Below are 12,988 nucleotides of genomic sequence, written 5' to 3'. Positions count from 1 at the left end.
CCATGAGCAACCCCAACGACAAGGCCCTCTTCGAAGGATTCGGCGACGTCGACTGGGATTCGGCGCTCGACGAATGGGACAAGAACATCTTCGTTCCCGAGGTCGCCCGCGACGCCGAAACGAACCGCGTCGCTTCGAGCCCCGATCCGACCGAAGCCCTGAAGGAGAAGTCACCGGCCGTGGGAACGGCTGCGGCGCCGCCCGTCGTGCCGACGCCTTCGCTCACGAACGCGTCGAGTGAAGGAACGGTCATCGCGCCCGTCCCGACCGAGCTCTCCGACGATCGACGGAAACGCACGCCTCCTCCGCCGAGCGTGAGGCCGCCGCTGGCGCCGCCCGCCAATCCACGGGCGAGTGCACCGCCGACGACCCGCGGAGGGCTGAGCCAGCTCTTTTCGCGCTCGTCGCCGCCACCGGCGCGCTCGCGCGTTTCGGTGCCGTTCGAGCCGCTGGAGCCGATCGAACCGCCCGACGACGCGGTAACTCATGCGCTCGGGTTTCCCGAGAACGAAGCGTCGACCAGCACGGGACTTCGCCTCGACGACCACCCGTCGCTCGCACAGACACGCGCCGTCGATGCGGTCTCGCCCGACGACGCGCTGCCGTCGACGACGATGGGCGACGGTGAGCAGCAGGCGGCCACGCGACAGACGGCGGTCGAGCCGTCCGAGCTCGACGACTACGGCGCCGAGGATGATTCGAAGCTGCTTGGCGAGGACGCCGACGACGCGGAATCGCACGCGCCAGCGCCCCCGAAGGCCGACGCGGACGACGAGTGGGAGGGCGAGACCGTCGCTCGTAACGAGATCTCCGCCGACGCCATCGAGCAGGCCCTGCGGCCGCGCCACGATTCCATCTCGGACGCCGAGACCCAGACGCGGCTCGACGACGAGCCCGAGACACTCGACGGCCGCTCGGCCCTCCCGCCGCCCGTCGCGGCGCCGGCTCCTCCCCCGAGACGCGTATACTCGGCCCCGCCTGCCCGCCTTCCCTTCGAAGGCGAGCGCGCCACCTCGCAGTGGGTCGACGAGCAGGCCTCGAACGAACTTCGCTCGCGCGCCGAGTGGCTCGAGGAAGAGGCCCGATCGCTCGTCGACGCCTCGGAGCAAGGCCGGTCGCTCCTCTCCGTCAGCGAGCTCTACGCGTTGCTCGGTGACACGCGGCACGCCCTGGCGCTCGCGATGGAGGCTCGCACGCTCGCGCCTCACTTGCCCATCGCCTGGTCGCAGGCGCGACAGCTCCTCACGGGCGATCCCGATGCTGTCGTCGAGGCACTCGAGGCCGAGATTTCCCACGCGCCGACGCCGGCGTCGCGCGCCCACGCGGCGTTGCTTTCGGCCGATTGGCTCCGCGTCAGTGGTCGTGGCGACGCCGCGGTCGAGCACTGGGGACGTGCCTACAAGCTCGAGCCGGCGGACGTACGTGCCCCCGCCTCGCGCGCGGCTCTCGCCCTCGCTCACGACAATCACTCGACGGCCGGAGCCGAGCTCGCGGAGAACTCGGAGCTCTTCACGCTCGACAAGGCGGTGGCGACCGCACTCCGTTTGCGCGGCGCACCTCGCGCAGGGGCCGACGTCGAGCCGATGCCGATCAACGACGGGCTTCGCAAGCTGCGCGCGGCCATCGAGGCCCAAGACGTTGTGACAGCAACGCAGGCTGCTGCGGAGATCGGGGCGGATCCTGCTCTCGCGAAGGCCTCCCTTTGGCTTTCGGCGGCGATCGGCGCGACGCACATCGGCGCGCGGCGAAAGTCGGCATCCGCGCTCAAGACGCTTCTCAACGACGGCGAGCTCGCAGCACGACGACAGCTGGCGGCACGCGGCATCGAGCTCGGTGATCCGGAGCTCGTGACACTGGCCCTGGCGTCGGCCGACGACGCGCTGTCGTCCGCGGAACAGGCGGCGCTGCTGGCGTTCGCCGGACAGGAAGTGGCGCCAATTCTCGAAGATCTCGAGCGCCCCTTGCCGCCTGCCCTTCTCGACGGGCTCTCGGCGACGCTCGTGCCGAGCAGTGAGGACGAATCCGTGGCTCGTGCGCGACGCGCAGCCGGCACGATCGAGGCGCGCGCCCTCGCCGGCCTTGGCCGTGTGCTTGCGGGCAGCCCCACGCCCGAGCGGCTCGACGCAGCACTCGCGTTCGTCGCAGAGCCCCGCTCGCCTTCGGCGTCCGGCGTCGCCCTCGAGGCCGCGGTTCGTTCGCGACGCTGGGACGAACTCAGCCATGTGCTCTCGACCTTGCCGACCGGCGACGATCCGGCGGCACTGGCCGCACGCTACGTTGGCGCCGCCATCGTGGCGGAGCGTGCGGGAAGCCGCCAGTCGGCGGTGAGCGCGTGGAACGAAGCACTCGCGAACGGCATCGCGTCGGATGGGGTCGTCCGGGCGATTGCCAAGCTCGATCCTGGAACGGACCTCGGCAAGGCCTTACTCCGCGTCGCCGAAGCGATGCCGGACGGTCCGGCCTCTGCAATTCTGCGGCTCGAAGCGGTCGCACGTGGTGGCGTCGACGACGCCGATGCCGGTCCGCTTCTCGAGCGCGTGCATCGTGGTGCGGAGTCGCTCGGCGTCGCCGCGTTCCTCGCCGAGCACGTCGCGCGTCGTCGTGGCGACCTCGACGACGTCCTCCGCTGGATTCAGGAGCGACGGGCTTACGCAACCGATCCGTTCGAGACGGCGCTCGACGCCGTGCGCGAAGCGCTGCTCGTAGCCGATCGCGATCCTGACCTCGCAAGCACTCGCCTGGACGAGGCTCACCGGGCGCGCCCCGAGGACATGGCGCTCCGCGAGCTCTACGAGCGCCTCGCGACCGAGGCCCCGAGCGACCGCGCCGAGTGGCGTGAGCGACGCGCGGAGAAGGCAACCGGTGAAGCACGCGCCACGCTCTTCACCGAAGCCGCGCTCGAATACGAGCACGCTGGAGACACGCGCGGTGCGCTTCGAACCGCAGCGCTGGCTGTCGAGGCCGGCGATGCAGGCATCGCCCCCTCGATGGTCGCGCGCCTCGAGCTCGAGACCGGAGCGGCAATGCGCCAGATCGAAGCTCTCGTCGAGCTCACCGAGTCCACGGAGGACGACGAGGTTCGCAAGGCAGCGTACGCACGCCTCGCGGACATCGAGCTGCACAGCCGCAAAGACGTCGATGCGGCGCTGTCGTGGCATCGCGCGATTCTCGAGATCGCGCCGCGCGACAAGCGAAGCCTTCGGTTCGTCGAGCACACGCTCGTATCGGCCGGTCGTGACGAGGAGCTCGAACGCGTGTTCGAGCAGATTGCCCTCTCGCTCGACGGGACGGCTGGCGGAGAAGTGACGGGCCACGCTCAGCTGGCGGCGCGCTTCCGATTGCGCCGCGCAAGCGGCGGCGCGAGCTGGGATCGCACGGCCGATATGGCTCGCCTCGCGGCCACACAGCCCGTGCCCTCGCTCTGGTCGATCCGTTCGCTCAACGCGCACGCGCGCGTCGAGAAGGACGAGGAGGCCATCTTGTCGACCACGCTCGAGCTGCTCGAGCGGACGCCGCGCCCTGCCGAGCGCGCCACGTTGCTTCTCCGCGCGAGCGAGGCGGCAGCTCACCTCGAGCGCGTGAGCGACGCGCGCACGTTCCTCGAGCAAGCAGCCAACGAAGATCCGGGAGACGTCGTCACCTGGGGTTTCCTCGCCGAGGTACGCCAGGAAGCCGGCGAAAAGCGCGCAGGCGCCGAGGCGTGCGAGAGCCTTGCGCGCACGAGCGCGGTGCCCGAGCACCAGCTCCTTGCGTGGTACGACGCAGCACGCTTCTGGCTCGACGAAGTCGGCGATGCGGAGCGTGCAATGAGCGCGCTCGAGCAGTGCTCGGAGATCGACGTCTCGCACGCCGACGTCTTCGAGCGCTTGTCGAAGCTCTATGCCGAGCGACGTCTCGACGCCGAGCTCGCCCGATTGCTCGAACGCCGTCTCGACAAGGTCGACGATGACGGCGAGCGCATCATGCTCGAGGTGGAGCTCTCGCGCGCGCTCGTGGAGATGGGCGAGCTCTCGAAGGCGAAGCAGACGCTCGACGCGGCGCTCGAGCGCCAGCCGGATCACGCGACGGCACTCGGAGCGATGGCGGAGCTGTGTGCGAAGGAGGGCGACTGGAACGGGGCCGAGCAGGCGTACGTCCGTCTCGCGCGCTTGCTCTCGACACCGGAAGAGCAGCGGGCGATCTACGAGCGGCTCGGTGAGATCTACGCCGTCCACACCGTGAACCTTTCGCGCGCCGAGCTTGCCTACAAGGAAGTGCTCAAGCGGGCGCCGAAGGACGTACCGACGCTCGAGAAGCTCGTCGACGTGTACCGGCGTCAGGGCGACGTCGCGCGGGCGGTCGAAGCGATGCAGGAGATCATCGGCGAGGTGGCCGACCCGGCCGTGCGCTTGGCGCGCCTCATCGAGATTTCTCAAATCTACGAGCACGTCGGACGTGACGCGCGACGCGCCGAGCAAGCGCTCGAAGCGGCGAGGCGTGAGTTCCCGACGTCAGTGGTGGCGCTTCGCTCGATGGCGGAGTTCTACGCGCGCCAGCGACAGATGCCGGCGATGCAGATCCTGCTCGATCGCGCGGCGGGCGATGCTCGACGGGCGTTTGCGGCAGGGCGATTCGTGACGTCGCTCTTCGAGGTCTTGCACGCGGCCTACGAGCTGCGCGGCAAGCGCGACGCGGCGCGCGTCGTGGCGGCGACGCTTGCCGCCGTGGAGGGGCCGAAGGTTCGGCCGGCGGCGGGCATCGTGGGCGGCGACGCGCGTGCGATCGATCCGCAACTCGACGAGATTCTCGTGCCGGAGCTGATGAGCCCGGCGCTGCGGGCCCTGCTCTTCCGTGCGGGGGATTCGCTCGACGTGATCTCTCCGCTCGACCTGCGAGCCTTGCGTGCGACGCCGCTCGTCCCGGGCACTCCGCTCGGAACGGCCGTCGGCGCGGTAGCCACCGTGGTGGGGCTCGGGGCGCTCCAGATTCTGGTGTCTCCTGCGCTCGGCCGGGTGGCGATTCCGCTGGGGTCGAATCCGCCGACGCTCCTCGTCGGTGAGGGACTGATGCACGTCACGAACGAGCGTGCGCTCGCGTTCGTCATCGTCCGTGCGCTCAAGATGATTCTCTCGCGCTCGTCGTCGCTGCTGCGGGGACAGCCGCAAGACGTAGCCGTGCTGGTTTCGGCGCTCTTCACGGCGTTCAATCCGAGCTTCGTGCCTCAGGGCGTGGATGCGCGGCACGTCGCGGAGGTCTGCCGTCGCCTCGTCCCTGCCCTTCCTCGCAATCTCGACCCAACCGTCGGCGTCATCGCCCTCGAGGCGGCGGGCGCGCTGGGCACGCAAAGCGGCCTGCTAGGCCCGACAGCCGCCGCCTGGGCGAACCGGGTAGCCCTCCTCGCGGTCGGCGACCCGAGCGCGGCCCTCGATGCCATCGCCTGGGCGCGTGGCGAAGAAGGAGCGCCGACGGACCCCGAGCCGCGCGCCGCCTGGATCGCCCGTACGGCCGAGGCCCGGGAACTGATGACCTTCAGCGTCACCGACGCCTACGCCACCGCCCGCGCCCACCTCGGCCTCGACCGCTAGGCGCCACCCTCCCTGGAAAATAGGCCTCCCCTCATCAACCTGGGAAGGTGGGTATCTCGACTGTCACGTCGCCCGCCCTAGAAAATGGGGCACCCCTCATCAACCTGGGAAGGTGGGTATCTCGACTGTCACGTCGATTTGCTGCGGAGTTCACGTCACTTCAGCTTGCCGCACTGCGAAACGCCTATTAGAGAGCGGCACCCCCATGCAGCTTCGTAACGTGGCGATTGTTGCCCACGTCGACCACGGCAAGACCACGCTCGTCGACCATATGCTCAAGCAGGCCGGTACGTTCCGCGAGAACGAAGCCGTTGCCGAACGCGTGATGGATTCCAATGATCTCGAGCGCGAGCGCGGGATCACGATCCTCGCGAAGAACACCTCCGTACGGTGGCGCAGCCCCGACGGTACGGTGACGAAGATCAACGTCGTCGACACTCCAGGCCACGCCGACTTCGGTGGCGAGGTCGAGCGCACGCTAATGATGGCCGACGGCGCCATCCTGCTCGTCGACGCGGCAGAAGGCCCTCTCCCCCAGACGCGGTTCGTTCTCCGTAAGTGTCTGGAACTCGGCTTCCCCGTCATCGTCGTCATCAACAAGATCGACCGCGGCGACGCCCGCCCGAACGAAGTCTTGAACGAGGTCTTCGACCTCTTCATCGACCTCGAAGCCTCGGACGCGCAGACCGATTTCCCGGTTCTCTACGCGATCGGCCGTGACGGTATCGCCAAGCATTCGCTCGACGACCCGAACACGAACCTCGCTCCGCTCTTCGAGACCATCCTCCAGAAGGTCCCTGCTCCGAAGGCCGAGCCGAAGGCGCCGCTCCAGATCCTGGTCAACAACCTCGATCACGACGACTACGTCGGCCGTCTTGCGATCGGTCGCATCAGCTCCGGCACGATTCGCGCGAATCAGCAGGTCGGCATCATCAAGGAAGGCTCGCGCGCGAAGGCGGCCATCAAGGTTCTCTCGACGTTCGAGGGCCTGAAGCGCACAACCACGCCCGAGGCCGGCGCCGGTGAAATCATCGCGCTCGCGGGCATCGATGACGTCGATGTCGGCGACACCATCGTCGATCTCGCCGACGGTTGGGAGGATCGCGCCCTGCCCCGCATCCTGGTCGAGCAACCGACCATCAAGATGCGCATCGGCGTGAACACGTCGCCTTTCGCCGGCAAGTCCAAGGCATCGAAGTACCTGACGAGCCGTCAGCTGCGCGAGCGCCTCCTCCGCGAGACACGCAAGAACCTTGCGCTTCGTTTCGAGGAGACGGACTCGCCGGACACGTTCACCGTACTCGGCCGCGGCGAGCTCCAGCTCGCGATTCTCGTCGAGACGATGCGCCGTGAAGGCTACGAGATGCAGCTCGGCAACCCCGAGGTCGTCACCAAGGTCGAGGACGGCGTGAGCCACGAGCCCTACGAGCTCGCGGTCATCGACGTTCCCGACACGTACATCGGTGTCGTCACCGAGCGCCTCGGCACGCGTCGCGGCCGCATGACGAAGATGGCGAACCACGGCCACGGCCGTGCGCGCCTCGAGTTCCGCATTCCGAGCCGTGGCCTCATCGGTTTCCGAGGTGAGTTCCTCACGTCGACCCGAGGCATGGGCCTCCTTACGACCCTCCTCGACGGCTGGGAGCCGTGGGGTGGTGTGATGCCGAAGCGTCAGCTCGGCGCCATCGTCTCGGACCGCGCGGGTGTCGCCACGCCGTACGCGATGAACCACCTCCAAGCACGCGGCGTCTTCTTCATCTCGCCGGGCGCCGAAGTGTACGAAGGCATGATCGTCGGCGAGCACAATCGCCCCAGCGACGCCGACGTCAACTTCGTCAAAGAGAAGAAGCAGACGAACGTGCGTAACCACGGCAAGGACGACAACGTCATGCTCGCCGTTCCGCGTACGCTGAACATCGAGACGGCGATGGAGTGGATCGACGCCGACGAGCTCGTCGAGGTCACGCCCGATGCCGTACGCGTGCGCAAGCAGATCCTCCAGTGCACCCGCCGGCCGCGCCGCGCAGATGCCATCGAGGAAGCTGGTGCACGTGGCGTGATGCAGTCCGAATCCGACGCGTAGTCGGGTCCTCTCTCGCGCTCCGAGGTTCTTGCCTGGCAACGGCGACAAGAGCCTTCGGAGCGCGATTCATTTTGTCGGCGCCGATCCGTCAGCGACGACGCGTGTTCACACCGCCACGAGGTCGACGGTGGGTCGGCAGCACGCGCCGAGGAGCGCCATTTTGTAGGTTCCTGGCGGAAACCACGTCGCCTTGTCGCCTGAGAGCCAAAGCTCCATCGCCGTGCGATACGTCGTGCGAAACAGCTGAAGAACGCAAAGCGCGGCTCGGCGGAGCTGCGCGTTGCTACACGCCAAGTGAGGCCGGAGGCGGCGCCGAGGCGCGACTGTCTCCGGTCGGTCGGTGCATGCGGCGTCGAGCACCGCTTTGCGGCCGAGCACGGTGCGCCCCTCGCGAAAGCGGATCTTCCGCGCGGCGGCCTCTTCGCCTTCGAGCCTCGAACGAAGCGTGCTCTCCCATTCCGTTACGCTGAGGTGCTCGAAACCTGGAAGCCGCTCGACGCGAAGCGTGACCTCCGCAGGCATCGGGCCGTCCTCTCGGAAGAACGCGGGCCTCACGATCGTGATCGGCTCTCCGCTGAGGTTTTGCCTCAGGGAGATCGCGCCGGGCCAGTCGGAGATGCGGTCGACGAGATCCGCGGTGACTGGATTGGCGAGCACGTAGATCAACTTCTCGAAGGCATCTTGCGGGTCCACGATCCAAACGACATTTGTCTGTTCGGACGACCAGAGATTCTCCCAACGCCCCCAGTGGTCGTTGAGCGCCTTGGCGGTCAGCTTGTTGAAGTGGGCAAGAAACGCCGGGAGATTGCCCCGATTGTCACGCACCAGCAGATGCTGATGGTTGCTCATCGCCACCCAGCCATACACGGTGATTCCGAACCGTCTGGCGGCCTCGGCCAAGCAGTACAGATAGATCTGCTCGACCTGCTTGTCGGGCCGCAGGAGAAACAACCTCTGCGTACACCGACGGGTGATGAGATGAAGGCGACCTGGGAGTATCTGGCGCGGGAGGGTCACGCCGCCCCCTCGGCTCCCCCTCACCAAGCGTTGCCGCAACGCCGTGATTTTTACGACCTGGGAGCAAGGCTGTGGCAGCACGACTCCGCGCCCCCCTTGTCAGGCGTTCCGCAAAGGCGTTCCGAAGGAACCTGGGAACCTCTGGGAAGCCCGTTCCGCCGCCGAAGGAACCTGGGAAGCTCTGGGAAGCCTATTTTTCAGGGACTTCCGAAGGAACCTGGGACGGTTCGGGAACGTTCTAGGGGGGCGGCGGGCGGGTTAGCGGCGGGGCTTCCAGACGTGCAGGAGCGACGGGAGGACCAACATCGCGGCGATGAGGCAGGTGATCTCGCCGCTCATCGCGAGGTGGCCGAAGGACTGCAGCGCCTGGTTGTCGGCGAAGACGAGCGAGCCGTAGCCGACGATCGTGGTGTAGCTGCAGAGCGCCACGGCACCACCGGAGCGGCGGACGGCCATCGTCACTTCGCCGCCGAGGAGGCGCGAGCGGTCGAAGATGTTGAACGGATACTCGCACCCGATGCCGAACGTGATGGGCAGCGCGATGAAGTTCAAGAAGTTGAGCTTCATGTCGCTCCACGCAGCACCGCCAACCATCCACAGCACGCCAAGGATGAGCGAGACGAGGACGGTCGCTGCCCCGCGGAAGCTCGCCGTCGCGAGAATCACGACGACCGCCACGGCGGCAAGCGAAGCGAAGCTCGCGAGCGGCCCGTCGCGCTCCATCGAGCGAATCATCTCCGCGAAGATCGTCGAGCGACTCGCCGTCTTCACGACGGTCCCGTCCGCGAGCTTCACGTTGTCCGTGGTCTTCGCGATGCGCAGCAAGTTGTGCCCGTCGGAGAACGACAGATCGACGAACTTCACGTAGAAGACGGTGCCAACGACGCCGTTCTTCTCCTCGAAGCGGCGGCGCAGCAGCGACGGAATGTCCTTCGGACCGATGAGGCGAAGCGTCTCCGGCGGCTTGAGCTCGAGCAAGCGCTTCTGCTCGTCCTCGTTCATGTCGTGCAGAACGCGCGGCGTGAGTCGGTCCCGAATGCGCTCGAGGACCGCCAGCTTCTTCGTCTGCTCCTCGTCGGCGCCGGGCAGCAGGTCGGCGATCGTCGCGATCTCCTTGACGAGCTTGCCCTCCGGGTCGAGCGCGTCGTTGGCGAGGATCTGCGCCTTGACCGCCGGAACTTGCTCCGGCGAGTCAGCGAGCATCATCGCGCCCGCGATGTTCATCTTGCCGCCGAAGACCTTCTCGGCCTTGACGGACCACTCTCCCGCGCCGCCCTTCTTCGACCCGCGCGAACCGAGGTGGTCGAAGTTGTACTCCCAGGGATCGCGGAGGTACGTGGGCAACTTGACGACGGCGAACGTCGTCGCGATCCCCGCGAGGCCGATGAACAACCAAGGCCATCGCTCCGTGACGCGAGCGACCGTGCGGATGATGGGCCCGCTCGTCCCCGTCTCGTCGACCTTGGTGAACACCCAGGAGAACGGCCGCATGTCGAACAGCTCGTCGCGCGCGCGCACGAGGCCGATGACACCGGGCATCGCGCGAATGCGCTCGAACGCCGTCACGATGGCGGGCACGAGCGGAATGATCGAGAGCCACACGAGCAGCATCCCGACGAAACCGATCATGCCGAACTGACTGAACCCACGGAACCGCGTGATCACGAGCGAGCCGTAAGCAATGCCCGCAACGCTTGCACCGACGAGCTCCGCGCGGAACGCGTTCCAAACGGCAGCCTTCTTTGCGACGTCGCGGTCCATACCGCGCGCCACGAACTCCCGATACCGGCCCAGGAGGACGATGGGATAGTTGATGCCGTTGCCGAGGATGATGGCGCCGAGGAAGGCGCCCGAGGTGTTGACGTAGCCGAAGGTCGCCGTCGCAAACGAGTACGCGCACGCAATACCAACGGCCGTCGGCAAGAGCATGACGACGAGCGCGGAGAACGACCGGAAGAACGTGAAAATCCCCACCAGGATGAGCAGCGTCGCCATGCCGGTCGCGAACGCCGCTTCACTGACGATCGAATCCTTCTCGGCGATCGCGTTCGGAATGTCGCCCGCGTAGCCAACCTTCATGGTCGGTTCGTACGAGCTCGGATTCATCGACGCGACGATCTCCTGCACGCGCGCGAGCAGCATGTCGCCGCCCTTGTCGCCCGTACCGGTCGTCGGCGAGACGATGCGAATGCCCATCATCTTGCCGTCAGGCGCTGCGAAGTAGCCCGTCGGGAAGTCGTCGCTCTTGTTCGCCTTCGCCTCCCAGCGATCGCGGAACTCGTCCATCCCGAGCGCCGCCTTCTTCTCGCCGGCGCCCGCCCCTGCCCCCGCGTCGCCCTTGGCTGACTTCGCGGAGCCTTCGTCGTCGTCGCTCTCGAGGTCGCTCACGAGACCGCTTCGAATCGCGACCTGATGGTCGAGCGTGCGATCCGCGTCCTCGAGATCAGCAAGATCGGCGTAGAGCCACTTGTTGTTCTCGAAGAACGACCGCACTTCCTTGGTGCCGCTCTCCACGTACGAGATGAGCTCCGGCCCACACTTCTCGGCACACGCGGGCATCTTGCCGCCGCGCAGCCCGCTTTGCGGCACGTCGCCACCGCACGCCTCGCGAAGGCACGCGTTGCGCGTCTCGACCTCGCCCTCGATGCGCTTCGACAGTTCGTCGATGAAGCGCTCGTTCGACTTCCGGTCGGGCGATTCGTTGATGACGATGAGCGACGCGCCACCGCCGACGCGCTTGAGTTCCTGCTCGAACGCGATGAAGCCCGGGCTGTCACGGGGCAGAAGCTCGAGGAAGTCGGACTTCAGCTCGAGGCGGGTCGTGTACTGCTTGGCCGCGATGAGCAAGCCAATCGCCACGAAGATGACGAACCACGGACGCCGGATCGCAAAGTCGACGACGTTCTCGACGATGCGTCGGACCCGGCTCGATTTGCCGGCATCGGCTTCGGGAAGCTCACTCACGACACGGTCCCCGTGGCGAGCCCCGAGGCCTCGACGATTTGGTTCTGAATCCGCTTGGCCTGCGTGGCGCCATCGAAGTCGCGTTCGACGCGGGCACGCCCAGCGAGCCCCTGCTTCCGACGGAGGTCGGGATCACGGAGGTAACGCAGGAACTGTTCGGAGAGCCCCGCCACGTCCGGCGGCGTTCCGCGGACGAGCGCGCCCGTTTCACCACCACGAAGCATCTCGGCCACACCGCCAACGTCGAAGGCGATAACCGGTTTGCCGAGCGCCATCGACTCGATGACCGCGCGCGGAAGCGGATCCGGGTAGACGCTCGGCACCACGGCAACGTCGAAATCGGTCACATACGGTTTCACGTCGATCTTGAATCCAAGGAACGTGAACTGCTTCTCGAGTCCGAGCTCCTTCACGAGCCCACGGCATTCGGCGACGTGGTCAGGCCGGATGTCTTCGGGCGTATCGCCGAGCACGGCGAAGTGCACGCGCGCTCGCTCCTCGTCGCTCATGCGATCGATGGCGAGCTTCGCTGCGCGAACCATCTCGATGTAGCCCTTGCGCGGGAGGATTCGTCCTTGGCTGCCGAACACCACGGTGTCGGGCGAAAGGCCGAGCTCGGAACGCAGGCAAGGCGTCACGCCGGCCGCGTCGAACTCTTCGATGTCGAGCGCGTTGTGGATGACGCGCACCTTCTCGGGGCAGTGCGGAAAGAGGCCCGCCGAGGCCTTCGACACGCAGACGATGCGTTTGACGCCTTCGCTTGCCGCGAGTCGATCGTGAGTTCCGCGGACGACACCGGGGAGCGACGTGTAGCGCACGTGCCAGAGCGCGGGCGTAGCCGACGTGAACGCGAGCAAACCGCCTGCGAAGTCGGCGTTGGTTCCGTTGCAATAGATGAGGTCGTAGTTGCCGCGACGAATCAGATTCGTCAGGCGCGCCATCGCACGGCCGGCTCGCACCACGTTGGCCGCTGCGCGCACGCCGCGAAGCGCGAGAGGCGCCTCGAAGTCCTCACGAGCCATCGGCCGATCCCACGGCTCGATCGGGTTCTCGACGAGATCGTGCTCGAAGAACAGCTCCTCGGTCACGCCTCGCTCTTCGTAGAGCTCGCTGATCACGCCGGGGCGCGGAAGAACCACCGCGCGGTGCACGACGGCCGGATCGAGGAAGCGGAGGATGTAAAACAGGCTCCGACCTGGACCTCCGTTTCGCGCCGTATCGTTGATGAAGAGGACGCGAACCTTACGACGAGGCACGAGGACGGATTCCGACGCAGACGGCACGCTCGTGTCGCTTACAGCCACGTCGCTGGAACCAGCCGAGAAAGCTACGGACATCGGGGCCTTGCGTACACCAACGG

5 protein-coding genes are annotated in these 12,988 nt (G+C 67.1%); 2 read left to right on the top strand and 3 right to left on the bottom strand.

Annotation, left to right across the window (positions count from 1 at the left end; translation table 11 throughout):
• Positions 1 to 2 precede the first annotated feature (2 nt).
• Together AKJ09_RS38685 and typA are read left to right on the top strand one after the other, a co-directional pair.
• Positions 3 to 5,564: a tetratricopeptide repeat protein gene (locus AKJ09_RS38685; protein WP_146652855.1), complete on the top strand. Its 5,562-nt coding sequence runs from the start codon at positions 3 to 5 to the stop codon at positions 5,562 to 5,564.
• Positions 5,565 to 5,769: 205 nt separating this feature from the next.
• Complete coding sequence (typA, locus tag AKJ09_RS38680; protein WP_146656071.1) at positions 5,770 to 7,647, top strand: translational GTPase TypA; 1,878 nt, start codon at positions 5,770 to 5,772, stop codon at positions 7,645 to 7,647.
• A 105-nt stretch (positions 7,648 to 7,752) separates the two neighbouring features.
• Here typA and AKJ09_RS38675 read toward each other — a convergent pair whose 3' ends face one another.
• The 3 genes from AKJ09_RS38675 to AKJ09_RS38665 all read right to left on the bottom strand — a co-directional run bounded on the left by AKJ09_RS38675 (position 7,753) and on the right by AKJ09_RS38665 (position 12,965).
• The gene (locus tag AKJ09_RS38675; RefSeq protein WP_169928212.1) at positions 7,753 to 8,598 is read right to left on the bottom strand and encodes a transposase; all 846 of its coding nucleotides are present in this window, start codon (positions 8,596 to 8,598) and stop codon (positions 7,753 to 7,755) included.
• Between the two features lie 324 nt (positions 8,599 to 8,922).
• Positions 8,923 to 11,628, bottom strand: a complete 2,706-nt coding sequence (locus tag AKJ09_RS38670; RefSeq protein ID WP_146652853.1) for an MMPL family transporter — start codon at positions 11,626 to 11,628, stop codon at positions 8,923 to 8,925.
• The gene (locus AKJ09_RS38665; protein WP_146652852.1) at positions 11,625 to 12,965 is read right to left on the bottom strand and encodes a glycosyltransferase family 4 protein; all 1,341 of its coding nucleotides are present in this window, start codon (positions 12,963 to 12,965) and stop codon (positions 11,625 to 11,627) included. The genes AKJ09_RS38670 and AKJ09_RS38665 overlap by 4 nt, the downstream gene beginning before the upstream one ends.
• Positions 12,966 to 12,988 lie beyond the last annotated feature (23 nt).

Origin of the sequence: Labilithrix luteola (genome assembly GCF_001263205.1) — a bacterium.
Lineage (GTDB): Bacteria > Myxococcota_A > Polyangia > Polyangiales > Polyangiaceae > Labilithrix > Labilithrix luteola.
This window is presented reverse-complemented; position numbering and strand designations above follow the sequence as displayed.

Coding starts and splice junctions, on each gene's coding strand:
- AKJ09_RS38665 (WP_146652852.1), bottom strand. CDS start 12,965: ATGTCCGTAGCTTTCTCGGCTGGTTCCAGCGACGTGGCTGTAAGCGAC.
- typA (WP_146656071.1), top strand. CDS start 5,770: ATGCAGCTTCGTAACGTGGCGATTGTTGCCCACGTCGACCACGGCAAG.
- AKJ09_RS38685 (WP_146652855.1), top strand. CDS start 3: ATGAGCAACCCCAACGACAAGGCCCTCTTCGAAGGATTCGGCGACGTC.